Origin of the sequence: Paenibacillus sp. JNUCC32 (assembly GCF_014863545.1) — a bacterium.
GTDB classification, from domain to species: domain Bacteria; phylum Bacillota; class Bacilli; order Paenibacillales; family Paenibacillaceae; genus Paenibacillus_AQ; species Paenibacillus_AQ lautus_A.
Genome location: NZ_CP062260.1, coordinates 777,665 through 797,346 on the forward strand (window position 1 = coordinate 777,665; position 19,682 = coordinate 797,346).

At 56.3% G+C, this 19,682-nt stretch carries 12 protein-coding genes; 10 read left to right on the forward strand and 2 right to left on the reverse strand.

Translation table 11 applies throughout. From position 1 onward, the window contains the following. Nucleotides 1-130 precede the first annotated feature (130 nt). From JNUCC32_RS03520 to JNUCC32_RS03530, 3 genes are all read left to right on the forward strand, one after another. Nucleotides 131-925 carry a hypothetical protein gene (locus tag JNUCC32_RS03520; RefSeq protein WP_192572584.1) on the forward strand — a complete coding sequence of 265 codons (795 nt, stop codon included), beginning with the start codon at nucleotides 131-133 and terminating at the stop codon, nucleotides 923-925. A gap of 64 nt (nucleotides 926-989) precedes the next feature. Further along, complete coding sequence (locus JNUCC32_RS03525; RefSeq protein WP_192571114.1) at nucleotides 990-1,607, forward strand: SUKH-4 family immunity protein; 618 nt, start codon at nucleotides 990-992, stop codon at nucleotides 1,605-1,607. 37 nt (nucleotides 1,608-1,644) lie between these two features. Next, on the forward strand, nucleotides 1,645-2,049 hold the full coding sequence (locus JNUCC32_RS03530) for an NUDIX hydrolase (protein WP_192571115.1): 405 nt from the start codon (nucleotides 1,645-1,647) through the stop codon (nucleotides 2,047-2,049). A 239-nt stretch (nucleotides 2,050-2,288) separates the two neighbouring features. Here JNUCC32_RS03530 and JNUCC32_RS03535 read toward each other — a convergent pair whose 3' ends face one another. After that, nucleotides 2,289-3,167, reverse strand: a complete 879-nt coding sequence (locus JNUCC32_RS03535; RefSeq protein WP_009590031.1) for a carbohydrate ABC transporter permease — start codon at nucleotides 3,165-3,167, stop codon at nucleotides 2,289-2,291. Between the two features lie 37 nt (nucleotides 3,168-3,204). Beyond that, the gene (locus JNUCC32_RS03540; protein ID WP_009589944.1) at nucleotides 3,205-4,131 is read right to left on the reverse strand and encodes an ABC transporter permease; all 927 of its coding nucleotides are present in this window, start codon (nucleotides 4,129-4,131) and stop codon (nucleotides 3,205-3,207) included. Between the two features lie 459 nt (nucleotides 4,132-4,590). Between JNUCC32_RS03540 and JNUCC32_RS03545 the strand changes: the two genes are divergently transcribed. The 7 genes from JNUCC32_RS03545 (at nucleotide 4,591) to JNUCC32_RS03575 (ending at nucleotide 19,593) form a co-directional block, all read left to right on the forward strand. Further along, nucleotides 4,591-6,870 carry a helix-turn-helix domain-containing protein gene (locus tag JNUCC32_RS03545; protein WP_192571116.1) on the forward strand — a complete coding sequence of 760 codons (2,280 nt, stop codon included), beginning with the start codon at nucleotides 4,591-4,593 and terminating at the stop codon, nucleotides 6,868-6,870. Nucleotides 6,871-6,995: 125 nt separating this feature from the next. After that, nucleotides 6,996-8,513, forward strand: coding sequence for a DUF3502 domain-containing protein (locus tag JNUCC32_RS03550; RefSeq protein ID WP_192571117.1), 1,518 nt, complete (start codon nucleotides 6,996-6,998; stop codon nucleotides 8,511-8,513). Between the two features lie 363 nt (nucleotides 8,514-8,876). Continuing rightward, nucleotides 8,877-10,250, forward strand: a complete 1,374-nt coding sequence (locus JNUCC32_RS03555) for an alpha-L-fucosidase (protein ID WP_192571118.1) — start codon at nucleotides 8,877-8,879, stop codon at nucleotides 10,248-10,250. Nucleotides 10,251-10,253: 3 nt separating this feature from the next. Then, nucleotides 10,254-13,370 carry an alpha-amylase family protein gene (locus JNUCC32_RS03560; protein ID WP_192571119.1) on the forward strand — a complete coding sequence of 1,039 codons (3,117 nt, stop codon included), beginning with the start codon at nucleotides 10,254-10,256 and terminating at the stop codon, nucleotides 13,368-13,370. Between the two features lie 301 nt (nucleotides 13,371-13,671). Further along, nucleotides 13,672-15,963 (forward strand): glycoside hydrolase family 3 N-terminal domain-containing protein, encoded by a 2,292-nt coding sequence (locus JNUCC32_RS03565; RefSeq protein ID WP_192571120.1) that lies wholly within the window; start codon nucleotides 13,672-13,674, stop codon nucleotides 15,961-15,963. A gap of 173 nt (nucleotides 15,964-16,136) precedes the next feature. Continuing rightward, complete coding sequence (locus JNUCC32_RS03570) at nucleotides 16,137-17,942, forward strand: sensor histidine kinase (RefSeq protein WP_228468870.1); 1,806 nt, start codon at nucleotides 16,137-16,139, stop codon at nucleotides 17,940-17,942. Then, nucleotides 17,908-19,593 carry a response regulator gene (locus JNUCC32_RS03575; RefSeq protein ID WP_192571121.1) on the forward strand — a complete coding sequence of 562 codons (1,686 nt, stop codon included), beginning with the start codon at nucleotides 17,908-17,910 and terminating at the stop codon, nucleotides 19,591-19,593. Before JNUCC32_RS03570 ends, JNUCC32_RS03575 begins: the two co-directional genes overlap by 35 nt. The last annotated feature ends 89 nt before the right edge of the window (nucleotides 19,594-19,682 follow it).

Below are 19,682 nucleotides of genomic sequence, written 5' to 3' on the forward strand. Positions count from 1 at the left end.
ATTACATGATATAACTCGTAGTTTTCATAGTCTCACGGCTTCAATCCAACTCAGTCAGATTTCGATCGTCTTCGCTTTATAGGAAGATTTTGTTATGATAGGGACAAGAAAAAAATGGGAAGTGGAAGCTGTGGACAAAAAGGCGAAAAAGGTTTTACTTCAAACGTTCTGGTCATCCAGCGGCTGGAAAAGCAGTCCTTTGCCGTTCGTCGGGGAGGACTTTGATTACGCGAAGAGCATGAGGCTGATGTTCGACCCCATCACCATCGGACATGATGAGCTGAACCAGCGGCTTCATAGCTTACATAAGACGGTTACTAAAGAAAGGGCTGCTGCCGCATTTCTGCACAGCCTGTCCACGAGACAAGTGCATCTGCGAAGCGCGCTTTCCAGTTGGGCGCTTACATCGCGCCTGCCTCTGCATCAGTACGAAGAACGACGCTCGGCCATGCCGAATTACAGCAGCTGCGGAGATTGTAACCATGCCGGGCTCCAGTCCGACCGGAATTACGTGAATGCCGACCTGAACGTGCTGAATTTCGAACGGGTCAAATGGGGAGGCATCCGCTTGAATCAGCTTCTCTACTGCTGGCTCGATCTGGAGCTGTTGAGCCATGAGGAGGGCCTGACGGTGGACGAGGAGGATATTGCCATTCTGAGGAAGCTGATGACAGCCGTCGACGGATGCGCCGAATCAGAAAGCCCGCGTCATCTTGAGAAGCGCTTGAAGGATGTTCTGCCTTCAAGCAAGCATGAACGAGACGTGCTGATGGAAATTCTGGGATATGCCGGCGTGCTGGTTCCGAAGGATACGCCCCGCACGCGTCCGAGAAGGGACGACGATTTCTTCTCGATGTCGGAGTGGCAGGGAAGCGACGGATATTCCACTGAAGCGCTGCAGTTTTATTTCGGCGAATATCTGTAGACCGCGCTGCATCATTATAGGTTACAGAATACGTACCGGTTTAGGAGTTTAAGGGAGGGTTAGAATGGAGCCGCAATATCATACGCTGTATGATCACGGAGTGCTGCCTTATACGAGGGAAAGCTTGGACGTCCTGGGAATGCACGATAAGACGGTGGAAACGCTTGTGCATCGGGGAATGCCGGTCTTTGATCCGCAGGAGCCACCGTTGGGTCTTCTGTTTCATGAAGCGTTACCGCTACAGGATATTCATGGAGCCTATATCGCGATCGGAAGGGAGATCTGGAGCGAAGGGCTGCATGTCGCGATCCAAAAGGATACAGGGGGAGTGTGGGCAGTAACGGAGGGCGGTACACAGAAACCGACCTACATAAACGCCTCCATCGACAGCCTGCTCTCCTTTATGGACCGTGTGCTTCGATTCAAACAGCAAACGGAGCGCTTGCAGCCTGATCCACCTCCCATGATTTTGACGGCAGAACAATTTCGCGAGAAACTTGAGAAGTTCAGAAGAGGAGAGATCAAGCCGGGAACCCGTCCGGACGCCTCGCAGGCTCAGCACGAGTGGAAGTCAGCCTTCGAACTAATGAAGCGGGAGCTGAAAGAGATGGATCTCCCTGCTGTACGTTCCTCTTCATGGTGGGGAATTGTGCTGGAGGAAATGAAGGATCGTTTGAGGTAGCCGATGAGCATTTATTGACGGGATGGGAGGATGAACGTTGGGCTTTCATGACACGTACAGATTTGGTGTGCATGCCATCATATCGAACGCTGACGGCAAGCTGCTCTTATTAAAACGGACCTATGGGAATAAGGGATGGAGTTTGCCCGGGGGCGGGGTGGATTCCGGCGAAACGATCCATGAAGCGATTTTTCGCGAATGCCGCGAAGAACTGGGCCTTACCCTGCAAGATGCGGTCTTGACCGGATTTTATTATCACAGTCATATCAACGCGCAGGTCGGCATATTCCGCTGTTCGATCCCGCTTCACGAGGAAATCGTGCTCAGCTCCGAGCATTCGGAATACAAATGGGCCGAGTTGTCGGAGCTGAGCGAGGTTCAGCGGTTAAGGGCCCAGGATGCATTGGCTTATCAAGGAGAAGTCAAAAGCCGGGCGTTTTAGCATTCATCCTGTTCTTTTTAAAAAAAACCGGATTACCGTTACTGTCCCGATGTACAACATCAGGGTTACGCTTACGAACTCTGTTGACGATGTTCCATCCGAAGCGGCAGAGGTTGCATCCATAAAGACATCCAGCATATAAAAAAAGAGGCTAACCGTGAGAGCGGTTAGCCTCTTTGATTTCAGTAAAGCCGGGTTACCTGCTTATGTCCTGAGATCATGGCATGTGGATAAAACCTTTACTCCTTCAAAGAGCCAATCAGCAGCCCTTTTATGAAATACCGCTGCAGGAACGGATAGAACAGCACCACCGGTCCGATCGTCAGAATGGCGGTGGCCATCTTCACCGATTCTTGCGGCAGCGTCTGGCTGCCGAGGATGGCACCGCTGCTCTGCATCTGCTGAATCATGCTGATCTCGGAGTTCAGCTTAAACAGCAGGTATTGAAGGGGATACAACTTCTCGTTGTCCACCAGCATGATGGCGTTGAACCAGTTGTTCCAGTAGGCAATGCCGTAGAACAGCGTAATCGTGGCCAGAACGGGCATGCAGAGCGGGAAGTAGATCCGGAACGCGATATAGAAGTCGCTCGCGCCGTCGATCTTGGCCGCCTCCGTCAGGGAAGGCGGAATTTGGGACATGTAGTTGCGCACAAGAAACAGGTTGAACGGGTTGAACACCAGGGACGGTATGATCAGGGCCCAGATGGTGTTGTTCATGCCGAGATTCAGGTTGATCAGATACCAAGGCACCAGGCCCGTGTTAAACACCATCGTAATGAAAAAGAACAATCCGAGCCCGTTGCGGTAACGGATGTGCTTGGCGGCCAGCGTATATCCGGCCATGGACGTGATGGTGACCGCAAGGATCGTGCCGACGACCGTCACGATGATCGAGATCATGTAACTCCGGTACAGCGGCGTGCTGCCGAACAGGAGCAGCTTGTAGGCATCCAGCGACAGCTCGCTCGGGAACAGCTGGTAGCCGAATTGCTTAATGCTGGCTTCGTCGGTAAAGGACACCATGAGCACAAGCAGCATCGGCAGGATGCAGAGAATGGAGATGATGCCGATCAGCGCGGCATTCACGGCGTCGAAAAATTTAGGTCTGGACGTCATCTAGATTTCGCTCCCTTCCGAATGAATCCGGCTTGCTTTAGAACAAGGCATGGTCCGGATTCACCTTCTTCACGATTTTGTTGCTGCCCCATACGAGAATAAAGCCGACCACGGATTGATACAGTCCGACGGCCATGGCTTGTGCCGGATTCCCGATGGTGCGGAGGGAACGGAACACATACGTATCGATGACGTCAACCGTCGGATACAGCAGCCCGTTGTCCTTGACGATGGCATAGATCATGTCGAAGCTGCCGTACATGATTTTGCCCAGAGCCAGCAGGGTTAAGATGGATATGGTCGGCAGCATGAGCGGAATGGTGATGTGGCGGATGAGCTGCCAACGGGTAGCGCCGTCGATCCGGCCGGCTTCGTAATAACTGTCGTCAATTCCCGTGATCGCCGCCAGATAAATGACGAGGTTCATCCCGAGGTCCTTCCACACCGCCGCGGTCGTAAGAATCCACGTCCAGTATTGCGGAGAGGCGTACCAGTTGACGGGGTCGATATGGAAGAACGCCAGGATCCGGTTCAGGATACCGTAGTCGGTCGACAGCAAGCTGTAGATGATGTAACTCACGATAACCCAGGACAAGAAATGCGGGAACAAAATCGTGGATTGGGTCACCCTCGAGAACCAGCGGCTGCGGAGCTCGTTGAACAGTATGGCCAGCGCCATGGCTGCGAGCGTGCCGACGATGATAAATAGAAAATTGAGCTTCAAGGTGTTGAAGGTGACCTCCCAAGCCCGGGGCGACGAGAAGAAGAACTTGAAATTGTCAAAGCCGACCCAGGCGGAATTGAAAAGTCCCGTCTTGAAGTTGAATTTCTGAAACGCAATGAGCATGTACGGAAGCGTGAAATAACCGAAGACCAGCGTATAGATGGCAGCCGGTACGACGAGCAGGTAGGCGGATCCGTTCGAGCGGATTTCGCGCAGGAAGCCGAAGCGGCTTTTTTTCATGAGTAGGCACGTCCTTTCGTAAGTGATGGGGGCTGCAAGCGTAGCAGTTCTGTTTCGAGTGTAAAGAGAGTTGCCGCGTGCAGTAAACTATGAAAATGGAGTTTGAGCGGATTGAAAGGGGGAACGCCTGCTTTAAAAAACGGCAAAAACTTCGAATTTGAGTATTTCGCACAGTGTCGCCAGGATTGAATAATGACCGGAAAAGCTTGGTTTTATAAGGGGTTTAGCCGATGAAGCCTATGAAGGGAAGTTTGGGGAGGAAAATAAAGAATGCGTTTTCATATTGATGTATGCCCTGAGCAAATGTAAGATGAGAATAAAATATCTATCCGTTCCAAGCGATCGGATGGCTAAGCAACCCCATTAAATTAACATGAATATTACATATAATGTTAGTAATATTCAAGAATGATAAGATCACAGTTTACTATATAGACCGAATGATAAAGGAGGGAGAATATGATCCGGCAGCGATTATTCCGTTATGCAGTGTATCGAAATATGTTTCTCAGCTTTGTTTTGCTCACGGCAGCCATGATTGCCCTCGTAACCGTCGTCCTGTACATGATGTTCTCCTGGAGCACCGCGAAGGAGGTAGGAAAAATATCCGAGTCGATGCTAAAGCAGAACAGCGCCGTATCCAGCGTCATCCGCGACCAGGTGTATAACGTGGGCAACCTTCTGCTCAGCGACAAGGAGATCGTGAACGCCCTATTGGACAAAGAGGCTGATCCGCTGAAACAATATGGCGTGTTCGGTACCCTTAACCGGGTCCAGTCCACCTATCCGTTCATCCATTCGATCGGGATCTATAACGGCTCGAATAACACGTACCTGAATACGAAGGGGATTACCAAGGAGCAGGAGAAGGCGCTGCTGGAGGAAATCAACAGCAAAAATACATCTTATTTTCATCTGTTCCCGCGCAAGATCTCTTCCGCCACTTCGGCGAAGCGGAGCGAAGACGTCCTGACTTTCGTTCTCCTTCCGAGCTATTATTCGCCGCTAAGTTCCAAGGGCGCGATCGTAATCAACATGAGCACCGACACCATCCAGGATCTGATCGGAGGCTACCGCAACGAAGCGGTGGATTCGCTTCACGTCATTGACGACAAGGGAACCATCATCACCCATTCGGATCGGTCCCGGTTCATGGAGGATGTATCGCAGGAGTCCTATGTCCAGTCCATTCTGGAATCGGACGCGGAAAGCGGTTACTTCACCCGCTCCATCGACGGCCGCAAGAGCCTGGTTACCTATGTCAAATCCAAGGATATGAACTGGACGTTTATCAGCGTTAGCCAATATCAAAATCTGTTGTTCAACATGCAGGCGCTCCGAACGTCGGCGCTGGTTCTCGCTTTGGCCTGCTTCGTCGTCAGCATGTTCTTGTCGATCTGGCTGACGCATCATGCGTACAACCCGATCCGCCACCTGCTGGAGAAAATGAGCGCCATTCCGAAGATGAAGGAAAACCGTCGGCAAATCAACGAATTTGCCATATTGGATACCACTTACGCGGAAATGACGGAGAAAATGAAGTCGATGGAGTCCGAGGCTTCCGTCGCCCGGCAGGCGCATGTGCTGCAGCTGCTGAAAGGCGGCGACGAGACGGCATTCCGCCGTTTGGCCCGCGAAGGCAAGGGGCCCTATTTCTTGGCGGCCGTCCTTCTGCTCGACAGCTTAGACGGCTCGCCCGGGGGCGAGGACGAGGAGCTGCAGTCCTATACCTGCGCGGCCGTCGCCCAGGCGGCCCAGCAGATGCTGGAGCCGGAGGGAGCGAGCGTGGCAACGGTGGGGGACGGAACCATTGCGATCATTCTCTCCATGAAGCAGAGCCGGCTTCCGCTCCATGTTTTGGGCATGCTGGAGGAGCTGCAGGGCGAGATGCTCCGCACGCTCCGCGTGTCCGTCACCGTCGGCATCGGAACCGCCGCGCAAACGTACGAGGAGCTGCGCGAATCGTTCGATTGCGCGCAGTCCTGCTTCCAGCAGCGCTTTTTCGCGGGAAAGGGCAGGATATTCCATGGCGATCCGGTCATCGCCGCGGAGTCGGAGCATTCCGAGGCGCAGTATCCGGACAAGCGCGAGAAGCGCATCATCGAGGCCATCAAGCTGCAGCAGCGGGATAAATTGGAGAAGGAAATCGATCAGTGGATCAAGGAAATACGCGATTACAACTACCATGAAGTCATGTTTTTCATCAACCAGTTCATCGGCGGCCTGTACAAGCAGCTCAATGTCCATACGGTGAAAAACCGGGAAAGCGCGGATCTCTTCCTCGACTTTACGCGGCGGATTACCCGCTTTCAGACGCTGCAGGAAACCGCGGATGCCCTGAAGGATCTTGCACTTAGGCTCTGCAGCCTGTCCGAGGAATCGGGAGCGGTCCGGCATGCGGAGGTGGTGGATTTTATCCAGATGTACGTACGCAAGCATTATGCACGGCCGGATATGTCGCTCGAGCAGGTGGCGGGCGAGGTGAAGCTGTCCCGCAGCTATGTCGGCAAGCTGTTCAAGGCGCATTGCGAGCTGTCGTTCAACGATTACCTGAATGCCGTTCGTCTGGAGAAGGCGCGTGAGCTTCTCGCAAGCACCGAGGAGTCGGTTCAATCGATCAGCGAGCAGGTGGGCATTCTGAATACGACCTATTTCTACACGCTGTTTAAAAAGCACTACCAGATCTCGCCGGCCCAGTTCCGCAGCCAGCATGCGATCGAGACGAAAAAGGCGCAGTGACGGGCAGATTCAGTGTTTTAAAATGGCGAAAACCATCATTTTGAAGTATACGTTTTCCCTACTGTCTCCTTAAGATAGGAATCGTACCGCATGACTAAACCAAATGAAGACAGGGGGACACATGCATGAAAAAAAGGAAAGCGCTAGCACTATGGTTGGCCGCGATATTCATGGTTTCCGTGATCGCGGGCTGCTCCGGCGGCGGCGACGCCGGCAGTGAGAATGGATCGGCGAGCGGGGAGAACGGCGGAGGGGACAAGCTGCCGGTACGGTATTTGCTTCCGGGCTCCGCGCCGCAGGATTTGGATGCGGCGGTCAAAGCGATCAACGAGAAGCTGGAGGCCGACGGTCTGAACCTTACCTACGAACCGACGTACATCGCGTGGGACGTATGGGATCAGAAGACCAACCTCATGATGTCGACGGGCGAGGAATTCGAGCTGATAGCCATCATGCACGATACCAAAGGACCGACGGTGCTTGCGGGCAGCGGCGGTATCATTCCGATCGACGATCTGCTGGATCAGTATGGCACCGAGCTGAAAGCTTCCATGCCGGACTGGATCTGGGAGTCGTCGAAAATCAACGGCAAGATCACGTACGTGCCGAACTTCTGGGCGGATACCGCGTATAACGATGGCATGTTCACGATCCGCACCGACCTGCTCGAGAAAAATGGCCTGAAGCCGCCGACATCGCCGGAAGAGCTGCTCAATGCAGCAGAGACGCTGCAGAAGAATTGGCCGCAGGACAACAAGAACGTATATATCAAGATGCTGGAGGAGCCAGCCTACTTCCTGCATACGACCTACGACACCTATCCGTTTACCGTGGCCGACAACATGATTTACATCGACCAGCAGGGGAACGTGAAGTCCTGGTTCGAAACCGAGGAGTTCAAAAAAGACGTGAAGTTCATGAACGAGGCTTACAAGCGCGGGCTGATCATGAGCGATCTACTTACGACGCCGACGGAGGTTATCAACCAGGAGGAGCTGGCAGGACGTTATCTCTACCGTCCGGGCGACGTTGGCTTGAGCGATGCCATTCTTCAGACGTTCCCGGATGCGAAGCTGGATATTTATTATTTGGCCGACCAGCCGAAATTCAGATCCTACGCGATCCGGAATTCCAACGGGATTTCGGCCACGTCTCCGCACCCGGAGGCCGGCATTCAATTCTTGAACTGGGTATACAGCAGCCAGGAGAACATGGATCTCGTCCAAAGCGGCGTGAAAGATGTGCATTGGAAGGATACAGGCAAGAATACCAAGGACTATCTGGCCAAGAACGAGAACGGTTCCCCGGCTTATGAGCTTCCATACTGGCTGCTCGGCCACGTTGAAATGAACCGTTATCCAACGAATACGGACCCAGCGCGACTGGAGCGGCGCACGACGGTATCGGAGGACGCCGTGAACAGCATCACGATCGGCTTCACCTTCGATCCGACCAACATTGCTTCGCAGTACGCCAACTGCATCGCCGAGCTGAAGACCAGCGTCTATCCGGTCATGCACGGGGTCGTGAAATACGAGGACGCCTACGATAAAATGCTGGCCGCAATGAAGTCCGCCGGTCTCGATGAGGTCGTTGATGAATACAAACGGCAATTCGATGAGTGGAGAGCGGGTCAGTCGTAAGGTCAGCGCACTAACGGCTAAGAAACATTGGGACAGGGCAATCCTTTCCCCGGTTTGATAACCGGGAAGGGGTTGCTTTTTTTCGTGCGTCGCCATGGAGCGTTCCGTGAGGAGTACAGAGGGAATTCGAAGGAGACTCCAAGGGGATTCGAAAGTGATCCACGTTACCGTTTAGGACTTCAATTCTCCGATATTGGCCAAAATCAAAGTTTTCTCTCAAAAGTAAAGTGTTCAAGACAGGGATTCCCGGGCTAGAGTAAAGGTCATAAGAAGCCTTGAGACCGCTCAAAGAGTTAGAAGCGAAAGTCTTTATTAAGGCTGGCCGCACGGCAAGAGCCGTGCAGAATAAGGAGGACGTAGTTCATGACCAAGCAAACACAAGCCATCCGGGAAGGCTGGCAATGGTTTACGGAAAGCCGGTACGGCATGTTTATTCATTTCGGGCCTTATGCCCAATACGGGCGCGGCGAGCAGGTTCTGTTCCGGGAGCATTTGGACCAGGCCGAATACGCGCGGAAGGCCTGCGAGTGGAATCCGGAATTCTTTGACGCCGAGCTTTGGGCGTACACCGCGCGCAAGGCGGGGATGAGATATGCCTGCTTAACGACGCGGCATCATGACGGGTATTGCTTGTGGGATACGGCCACGACGGATTATTCCAGCGCGAAGCAGGCGCCCGGCCGGGATCTGGTGCGCGAATTTACCGATGCGTTCCGGGCCCAGGGGCTCCGGGTCGGCTTATATTATTCCTGGATCGATTGGCGGATCCCGGCTTATTTCGACGGACCGGAGAAGGATCCCGTGGGCTGGGAGACGATGAAGCAGTATTTGCATGCCCAAGTGGAAGAGCTGGTCACGAAATACGGGCGCATCGATCATTTCTTTTTTGACGGGGTCTGGCCGCGAACCGCGGAGGACCTGGACAGCATCAAGCTTGTGGAACGGATGAAGTCGATTCAGCCGGATATCCTGGTCAACAACCGTCTTGGGCTGTCCGAGGAGGAGAAGCTGCATGCGGACGGCGGCGGCGGCTCGGGCGATTCCGAGGTGCTGGGCGATTTCGGCTCGCCGGAGCATGTCATCGTCCCGGATCAGAAGCGGCTGTGGGAATCCAGCCAGGTCACCACGTGGAGGCTGTGGGGGTACACGAACGGCGAACGATGGCGTCCGGCCGACGTTCTGCTCGACATGCTGTGCGAGTGCGCGGAAAAAGGGGGGACCGTGGGCGGCAATCTGCTGCTTAACGTCGGACCGCAGCCCGACGGACAGCTTCCGCCGGCGTTCGTTGAGCGGGCGCTGAAGATCGGGGAGTGGCTGGACGTTCACGGCGAGGCCATCTACGGCTCCGACGGCGGGAACCTCACGGAGTTCATCACCTACGGGCGGCAGACGATGAAAGACAACAAGCTGTATCTCATCATCCGCTTCTGGGATGGGAGGCCGGTGCTGAGGCTGGCGGATCTGGTGACGCCGGTATCACGGGTGACGCTGCTGACAACGGGGCAGGAGCTGTCGTTCCGACAGGAAGGCGACGTGCTGTGGATCGAAGGGCTGCCGCGGGAACGTCCGACCGAGCTGTTCCCGGTCATCCGCATCGAATGCGAGGAGCGGCCGCAGACCAATCCATGGGGAGTGAACCGCCTTTGGACCGGCGACCCTTCCCGGATCGCCGACTGGGCGCGAACGCGCGGTACATCCGTATACGTCGACGGCCAGCCGCGGACAAGAAAGGAGTAGGCGATGAGAACGCTGGTATTTTACGACGAGCATTTTCCTTACGAAGGCGAACGTCCGTCTGCTGAAGCACTGGAGCGATTGCGGGAATGGGCGGTGGTCGCAGGTGCCGCGGACGTGGCTGATCGTCTGACGGAAGGCGGCTGGGACGCGCTGGTTCATCTGCACGGGCCATACTTTCCGAAAGCGGCTTGGGCGGCCATCGAAGCCCACCTGAAGGCCGGCGGCGGTCTGGTTCATGCCGGAGGCGTGCCTTTCCGCAGGCCGGTTCGAGAGCTGAACGGAAGCTGGCATGCCGAACGCGAGCAGCTGGCTTACCATCAGCGAATGGATATCCATGATGCGCTGGCGGTTGACGTATCGCGCGTCCGGGAGCTGAAGGCCTCCGCCGAATGCCCGATCCTGCTGGGGCGCGAGGAGCTGTTCGGCATGGAGCCGACCTGGGGCTTGACGCTGCATCCGACCAAAGCGAGCGACATCCCGGCCGAGATGGGGGCATGCGGTCCGATGGACGCCGTCATCTCGCCGCTGCTGATCGGCATGGACCGTGATCGACGCGAGCGGTCCGCTCCGGTCGTCATGCTGGAGCAGCATAAGGGCGATTACGCCGGGGGCCGCTGGATTCTGATCAACCAGCAGCTGAGGGCATCGTTCTGGGAGACGAAAGGGATGGACGTCCTGAAGGATCTGGCCGAATACGCGGGAACAGGCGTGACGGAGCTGTGGCTGAAGCCGAACTACGCCTCCTACGAGCCGGGCGAGCAGATGCGGCTGACGATCCAGCTGCAGTCGTTGTCCCGGACGTCTGCCCCGGCGCAGACCTGGCATTTTGCAGTGAGTCTTATCAAGGAAGCCGACGGCGAGACCGTCTGGACCGGACAAGAGAAGTCGGAAGCCGGCATGGAACAGCGGGATCTGCAGCAGCTTCGCTTGTCCGTACCCGTACGGCTGGAAGCGGGCTTGTACCGGATCGTTTGCGAAGCCGAGTCCGATTCCGGGGAGCGCCGCACCCTGACCCAGGCGGTATGGGGCGTCGATCGTCCGCTGCTGCAGGCGGGAGAGCGGCTGGAATGCGGGCGCGATTACTTCCGCCGCGGCGGGCGGACGGTTCCGATCGTTGGCATGACGTACATGACCTCCGACGTCGCGCGCAAATTCCTCCATCTGCCGAACGTGCAGCGTTGGGATGCGGATATGGCGGAGATGAAGCGGGCAGGAATCAACCTGATCCGGACGGGCATATGGACGGGGTACCGGATGATCATGTTTGCCGACGGCCATGCGGCCGAGGACGTCATGCGGGCGATCGATGGCTTTATCCTGACGGCCAAGCGGCATGAGCTTGAAGTGACGTTTACGTTCTTCTCGTTTGCGCCCGAAGCCTGGGAAGGCGTGAACCCCTACCTGGATCCGCGATCGGTGGAGGCGCAAAAGCGCTTCGTCGCCTCCATCGTCGGACGTCACAGGGGCACGACCAACGTGCATTGGGACCTGATCAACGAGCCTTCGCTGTTCGATCCGAAGCGAATCTTCGAGGGGCCGGTATCGATAGGGGACCGGTTCGAGCGGCAGGCCTGGTCCGAGTGGCTGCGGCAGCGCCACGGGGATGATCTGGCGCTGCTTCAGGAGCGCTGGAACATGACGCCGGGCGAGCTGCCTTCATTCGAGTCGGCGCCTGCGCCGAGTCCGGACGACAAGCTGTTCAACAGCGTGCTGCAGCCGAAGAAGTGGGGACCGTGGATCGATTTCACGCTGTTCACCATGGACATGCATAATCGGTGGGCGTCCGAGCTCATCGGCACCATTCGCCGCTCCGATCCCCGCCAGCTGGTAACGGTCGGGCAGGATGAGGGCATCTGCTCCCAGCGTCCGTCGCCTTCGTTCTATGGCCCCGCGGTCGATTACACGACGGTCCACTCCTGGTGGCAGAACGATCACCTGGCCTGGGACGGCATATTTACGAAAACGCCGGACAAGCCGAATCTGATCCAGGAGACCGGCATCATGCACGTGCAGCGTCCGGACGGCATCGCCAAGCGGACGGAGGAAGAGCTTCGCAGCATCCTGGAGCGGAAGTACGCGTATTCGTTTTCGACCGGGGGCGCGGGTGCCGTGCAGTGGATTTGGAATATTAACTACTTCATGGATAATGCCAACGAATCCAACATCGGGGCGCTTCGGGCGGACGGAACGCAGAAGCCGGAGGCCGATGTGTCCTATGACTTCGGCCGCTTCATGAAGGAAGCAGCCGGCCTGTTCGACGATGAACGGCAGCTGGAGGATATCGCCGTCGTTTACCCGTATTCGAATGATTTTTCCAGCCGCAAGCTGGCGTACGAAGCGACGACGAGAGCCATGCGCGCATTGACGTTCGGCATGAACGTCCATCCGCGGGGCATCGGCGAATATCAGCTGGAGGACCTGAAGCGCTATCCGGCCAAGCTGATCATTGTGCCGAGCGCGCATAATTTCGACGATGGCGCTTTTGCCCAGCTCCTCGACTTGGCAAGGGAAGGGAGCACGGTCTTGTGGACCGGCCCGCTTCGCACCGATGCGTATTGGGGACCGGCACCGCATCGTCTGCAGCAGGAGATCGGCGAAACCGTCCATGCCAACGTTCTTCGGGAAGAAACGCTGGAGCTGGCGGGAGAGCATTTCGCCGTTTCGTTCGGGGAGCGGAAGATTAACGCGCTGGCGGTGGATCGTCCGGCGGGCCGGTTGGATGGGACGCTGGCACCCGTCACGGTGACCTTGGGCTCGGGACGGTTCATCTGGTGCCCGCTCCCGGTCGAGATGAATGAGCGCTGGGAGCCGATCCAGGCGCTGTACGCGGAAGCTATCCGCTCCGCAGCCGTTTCGCCTGAGCTGGAATGGCCGAAGGGAGGCGAGCTTCCGGGTATTTACGGCCGCAAGCTGACGTTCGGGCAAGGAAGCTTGTACGTCTTCGTCTCCGAGCATGGGGCAAGCGCAGAGGTCGAGGTAAAGGACCCGGCAACCGGAAAGGTTTACGCCTTCGAATTGGAACGGGAGCGGACCGTGATGTTTACGACCGATGCCGGGGGACAAGTGCAGACGGTTTACCGGCCGGAGGAGGTTCGCATCCGGCAGATCCAACCATCTTGAGGCGTGCTCGCCCATGAAAAGGTTGGAAGACGGTTCTAGCCGTTGATCTGGTTTGTCCAGGTGCGGTGCAGCCATTCTGCAGGATACGCATAGTGGGAGGTTCTTCGGCCGAGCGGATCGTGCCGGAGAGCCTTTTTCCTCCATCGGGAATTTCGGCAGGGCTGCTGCTTAGGCGGTGTGGCGCTGAATCCGATGGGGAAGAGCATAAAACCGAAACCCCATAGGATGCTGGAACATTCAACAAACGGTTGCATGAGATCAATAAGAACGAATCTAACAGGAATAGGAAAGGGTGTGCGCCATGGACTACAAGGACGCTGCATGGCCGGTTTCGCGGCGGGTCGAGGACTTGCTGAAGCGGATGACGGTCGAGGAGAAAATCGGGCAGCTGATCCAGCCGTTCGGCTGGAAAGCTTACATAAGAAGCGACGACGGTACGATCAAGCTAACCGAGGAGTTCAAGTCGCAGCTTGCGGAGGGAGGAATCGGTTCCTTGTACGGAACGCTGCGGGCCGATCCCTGGACCGGGGTGACGCTGGCGAACGGTCTGTCCCCGCGGGAAGGGGCGGAAGCGGTTAATGCGATTCAGCGTTATGCGATGGAGCACTCGCGGCTGGGGATTCCGATTCTGTTCGGGGAAGAATGCTCCCACGGGCATATGGCGATCGGGGCGACGGTGTTTCCCGTACCGCTTACGATCGGCAGCACCTGGAACACGGAGCTGTTCCGCAGCATAAGCCGCGCCGTTGCCGCCGAGACAAGAGCTCAGGGGGGAGCGGCCACCTATTCGCCGGTGCTGGACGTGGTACGGGATCCCCGCTGGGGCCGTACCGAAGAAACCTTTGGCGAGGATCCCCATTTGGTGGCCGAATTCGCGGTTGCCGCCGTGCAGGGACTGCAAGGCGAGCGCCTGGATTCGCATACCAGCCTGCTGGCTACGCTGAAGCATTTCGTAGGCTACGGCGCTTCCGAAGGGGGACGCAATGGGGCCCCTGTTCACATGGGCCTTCGGGAGCTTCACGAGGTCGATTTGCTGCCGTTCCGCAAGGCCGTTGAAGCGGGTGCCTTGTCGGTCATGACGGCCTATAATGAAATCGACGGAGTCCCTTGCACATCCAGCGGGTACCTGCTGCAAGACGTTCTTCGGGAGGCGTGGGGCTTTGACGGCTTCGTCATTACCGATTGCGGCGCGATCCATATGTTGGCATGCGGTCACAATACGGCCGGATCGGGCGTGGAGGCGGCGGCCCAGTCGCTGAAGGCCGGTGTCGACATGGAGATGTCCGGGACCATGTTCCGGGCACATCTTCAGCAAGCGCTGGAGCAAGGGCTGGTCACTGAAGACGATCTGAATATGGCAGCCGGACGCGTGTTGGAGCTGAAGTTTCGCCTGGGACTCTTTGATCGGCCTTATGTGGATCCAGCCTGGGCAGAGCAGATCATAGGCTGCAAGGAGCATATCGCTCTGGCCTACCAGGCGGCGGCTGAAGGCATCGTGCTCCTGAAAAACGAGGGGAACCTGCTGCCTCTGGATTCGAGCAGCGGAACCATTGCCGTCATTGGCCCCAACGCCCATGCGCCGTACCATCAGCTTGGCGATTATACCTCCCCCCAGCCGCCGGGGCAGATCGTAACGGTGCTGGACGGCATCCGCCGACGGCTGGGAGACAGCCGCGTGCTGTATGCGCCGGGCTGCCGCATACAAGGCGATTCAAGGGAAGGGTTTCCTCGGGCGCTGGCATGCGCCGAGCAAGCCGACGTCATCGTGATGGTGCTTGGCGGCTCCAGCGCACGGGATTTCGGGGAGGGCACCATCGATCTGAGAACCGGTGCCTCGGTCGTGACCGGACATGCCGAGAGCGATATGGAATGCGGGGAAGGGATTGACCGCTCGACCCTGACGCTGATGGGCGTGCAGCTGGAGCTGCTGCAGGAGCTCCAGAAGCTCGGCAAGCCGGTGATTGTTGTCTATATCAACGGACGGCCGATTACGGAGCCGTGGATCGACGAGTTTATTCCGGCGATCGTCGAAGCTTGGTATCCCGGCCAAGAGGGAGGCAGCGCGATTGCGGACCTGCTGTTTGGCGATATCAACCCGTCCGGCCGTCTGCCGCTGTCCATTCCGAAGGAGGTTGGCCAGCTGCCGGTCTCTTATAATGCCAGACGGACCCGGGGCAAGCGTTACCTGGAGACGGATCTTGCGCCGCGGTATCCGTTCGGCTTCGGCTTAAGCTATACGGAATTCCGTTACGGCCGTCTGACGGTCGAGCCGGCCGTTGTTCCCATAGGCGGCGAAGCCACGGTCCGGATCGACGTGACCAACGCGGGAGCACGGGACGGCGCGGAAGTCGTTCAGCTGTACGTCTCGGATCTGGCCGCCTCCGTTACCCGTCCCGAGAAGGCCCTGAAAGGGTTCCGAAAGGTGTTCCTGAAGGCCGGGGAAACGCAGGAAGTAACGTTCACCATCGGCAGCGAGCAGCTGGAATTGATCGGCCTTGACCTGAAGCCGGTGGTGGAGCCGGGCGAGTTCCGCATTCAGGTCGGTCCCGACTCGACGAGAGGAGAGGTCGCAAGCTTGATGGTGGAAGGCTAACCGGTCCGTCCCTCCCAAACATAATGAATCTTAACGATACAGGTTCAACCCGGCGAAAGCGGATATCCTGAAGTTGTCGGATGTCCTTGCTTTACCCGGGCTAACCGGTCGTGAACAATCGTTTAACCGTTATGGTCCGTTTTCATCCTGTATATCGGTAAGGCGAAGCGATCATGGTAACGAAGTGGAGGAAAACGATGAAGCTGCTGTGGTTCAAATCGATTTATCCCAAAATCGTGGCCGGCTTTTTGTTGGCCATTATGCCGGTTTACGCCGCTGCCCTCTACATGAACGAGTCCGGGCTTGCGAGCGTGGAGCAGGAAATTACCCAATCCTTGAATGCGAGGACTAATTTTTTCATGCGCACGCTGGAACAGGAGCTGCGATCGACGGTGCTGCTGATGAACGATTTGTCGCAGGACTCCGACCTGCAAAAGCTAAGCACCATCGCGCCTGCCATGAGCCGTTCCGAATATTTTCAGGCGATCAACCGCCTGCAGGGCAAAATGCGGCTGCTGCAAAGCTCCAATCAATACGTTCAGGAAGCCAAAACGTATATTCCGTTGATTGAGAAAACGATTGAGCAGGTGTCGTACGAAGGAGCCATGCCGCCAGAGCAGATGAAGGCGCTTGAGGAGCATCCCGAACGGGTCATTTTCGAATGGAAGAACAAGCTTCTGCTGGGTATGGTATACCCGGAACGATTGCGAAACGGCCATCCGCCTAATTTTGCGATTGCGGCGGAGCTCTCCGTTCCGAAGATGCAAACGGCGCTCCTGCAGCTGGCCACGGGGGACGGGGGCGCCGTTCTCATCGGCGTGGACAATAGCTGGGTCCTGACTCAGGAGGACGGAGGCGGCATCGGTCCGCGGTTGGCCGAACGCATTGACTTGGAAGCGCTAACAAGCACCGAGTTTTCAAAGCTTCCCTACAACACGAAGGTAAAGGCGGACGGGGCCAACTATTGGGTTAGCGTGGAGCGCTCCGCCTTTTTGAATGCCGACCTGGTGGTGTATGTGCCCGAAGCCGAATTCTTGGGCCCGCTGGGGAAATACCGCATGATCTTTTTCGGGCTGTCGGGCTTCTCCCTGCTGGTGGTTATTCTGTTCTCGGGCTGGATCTACAGCCGAATTCATCAGCCGCTTCAGCGGATGGTGAGGGCATTCCGCAACATCGATTTCGACAGTCCCCGGGTGGAGCTGCGCCATAAGCATCATGACGAGTTCCACTATCTGTACGAGCAGTTTAACCATATGGTGAAGCGCCTGCAGGTACTGATCCACGAAGTGTTTGAGCAGAAAATCCGCTCGCAGCGTTCCGAGCTGAAGCAGCTCCAATCCCAAATCAACCCCCATTTTTTATATAACAGCTTCTTTACGCTTCATCAGATGGGAGAGATGGAGGATTACGAGAATATCGTTCGTTTTACGAGGCATTTGGGGGAATATTTCAGGTTCATCACCCGCAACGCTGCCGACGAAGTTTCGTTGAAGGCGGAAGTGGGGCATGCCAAAGCTTACGTGGACATTCAGTCCATCCGTTTCCATAACCGGATATCGGCTTATTGGGATGGCATCCCCGGTGATTGGGAGCAACTGGACGTTCCGCTGCTCATCCTTCAGCCCTTAATCGAAAATGCATACGAGCACGGACTTGAGGAGAAGGAGGCGGACGGGCAAATCCGGGTTACCATCGCCGCTGAGCGGCATGTCCTGCATATCGTCGTGGAGGATAATGGGGAGACGTTGACGGACGAAAGGCTGCGGAACCTGCAATCCATGATCGAGAATTCGGACGTGAAAGGAGAGATCACCGGTTTATCCAACGTGCACCGACGCCTTCGATTAAAATTCGGGCCTGCGGGCGGATTGACCTTTTCGAGAAGCCGGCTGGGCGGTTTGAGAATCGATATGACACTGCCAAAGCAAGAAAGGAGCGAGACGGATGAAGAGCAGGTTCAGAATACTGATCGTGGATGACGAACCTTTTATCGTGAACGGGCTTGCGGAATTGTGCCTTGGCGCGGAGTTTCTCGAGCTTGAGGTATATAAGGCTTATTCCTCTTCGGAAGCCTTGGGCTGGCTTAAACGGGCGAAAATGGACATCGTTTTGTCGGATATCAAAATGCCGGGGTTAAACGGCCTTGCCCTGCAAAAGGAAATATCCAGGCAGTGGCCCCATTGCAAAGTGATTTTTTTGACCGGATACGACGACTTTTCTTATATCCAGGAGGCCACCCGGCAAGGAAGCGTCGATTACGTTCTCAAGGCCGAGGGAAACGATGCCGTGCTGAGCGCGATCGAGAAGACCGTGGAGCTGCTTGACCAGGAGATGGAAGCAGACATTCTGCTTGCCAAAGCGAGGGACAATATGCGCATGGCGCTGCCTTTTTTACAGCAGCAGTACGTTCTGGAGCTGATGCAAAAAGCCCCTGGTCCTATTCGGCGGGAGGAGCTGGAGCAGCGCTTTGCGGAGCTGGAGATGAAGCTGGATCCCGGCAAGCCATGCCTGCTGCTGTTATGCAGGCTGGACGGCTGGCAAAGGCAAGAAAGTCCATCGGCCCAATCGCTGATGCTGTACGCAGTCCAGAATATCATCGGCGAGCTGCTCGGCCCGATGACCGACGGCATGGCCGTGGAGTTCGGCAGGGCCAAGATGATCTGGATATTGCAGCACAAAGAGGAGGGGGAGGAGCATCCGGAGGAGGTTCGAAGTCCGGCGGCGGAACGGGTCCAGCGTTTTGTCCACGGGATGCTGGAACAAATTCAGGACGTTTGCAAAACGCTTCTGAAATTGAAGACGTCGTTTGCCATGGCTGGCGAGTGGGTCGATTGGGAACGGCTGCCGGACAAGTTCGAAGGACTGAAGCAGCTGCTGGACAGCGGCCTCGGGATCGGCCACGAATCTTTGTTGACCGAAGCCCGTGAGCGCAACCGCCCGGATCGTACGGGGCATTTTCTGGGGCGCTCTCGCTCGCATCTGAAGCGGATGGAGCTGCTGCGCGGCTGTTTAGACAATGGGGACCGGGAGGAATTCATGGAGCTGTTCCATGAGGTGACCGATACCTCTTCCTTCCCGCCGGAGGTTGAATATTTGCTGAAAATGGAGGTATATTACGGCCTGGTGTCCGTGATGATGCCGTCCCTGGTGGATATGGAAGCTCTCTGCCGGAACGTGGAAGGGGCGGTGGATTATATCACATTGACTCATTTGGAGGAGCATGATTCCTGGACGGAGGCGGCCAAATATTTCGAAAGGCTGGCGGACATCATCTTCAACCGGAAAGAGCAGGGGAAGCAGGATCAGCAGCATGAAGTGATTGCCAAAGTTCAGCGGTATATCGAGGATCACTTAAGCGGCGACCTGTCCTTGACGCAAATCGGGGAGGCCGTGGGACACAACCCTTCGTATTTGTCCAGATTGTACAAACAAGTGACCGGTGAGGGCCTGTCCGAGTCGATTAATGCGGCACGGCTGGCCAAAGCGAAGCAGCTGCTGAAGGAGACGACGGACAAAATCCATGTCATCGCCGCTGCGGTGGGTTTCAGTTCTCCGCCGTATTTTTACCGCTTTTTCAAAAAAACGACCCATTTGACGCCGCAGGAATACAGAGAACTTCACAACATGTAAAGAGAAGATATCAAAGTAAAGAGCTTGAAGTAGATAGCTCTTTTTTTGTTCCCTTATACTCTATACAAACATCGAATTCAAGGAGGTCG

Excerpts from the sequence above, each read along its gene's own strand:
- JNUCC32_RS03525 (WP_192571114.1), top strand. The coding sequence starts at position 990 with ATGGAGCCGCAATATCATACGCTGTATGATCACGGAGTGCTGCCTTAT.
- JNUCC32_RS03535 (WP_009590031.1), bottom strand. The coding sequence starts at position 3,167 with ATGACGTCCAGACCTAAATTTTTCGACGCCGTGAATGCCGCGCTGATC.
- JNUCC32_RS03540 (WP_009589944.1), bottom strand. The coding sequence starts at position 4,131 with ATGAAAAAAAGCCGCTTCGGCTTCCTGCGCGAAATCCGCTCGAACGGA.
- JNUCC32_RS03545 (WP_192571116.1), top strand. The coding sequence starts at position 4,591 with ATGATCCGGCAGCGATTATTCCGTTATGCAGTGTATCGAAATATGTTT.
- JNUCC32_RS03550 (WP_192571117.1), top strand. The coding sequence starts at position 6,996 with ATGAAAAAAAGGAAAGCGCTAGCACTATGGTTGGCCGCGATATTCATG.
- JNUCC32_RS03555 (WP_192571118.1), top strand. The coding sequence starts at position 8,877 with ATGACCAAGCAAACACAAGCCATCCGGGAAGGCTGGCAATGGTTTACG.
- JNUCC32_RS03560 (WP_192571119.1), top strand. The coding sequence starts at position 10,254 with ATGAGAACGCTGGTATTTTACGACGAGCATTTTCCTTACGAAGGCGAA.
- JNUCC32_RS03565 (WP_192571120.1), top strand. The coding sequence starts at position 13,672 with ATGGACTACAAGGACGCTGCATGGCCGGTTTCGCGGCGGGTCGAGGAC.
- JNUCC32_RS03570 (WP_228468870.1), top strand. The coding sequence starts at position 16,137 with ATGGTAACGAAGTGGAGGAAAACGATGAAGCTGCTGTGGTTCAAATCG.
- JNUCC32_RS03575 (WP_192571121.1), top strand. The coding sequence starts at position 17,908 with ATGAAGAGCAGGTTCAGAATACTGATCGTGGATGACGAACCTTTTATC.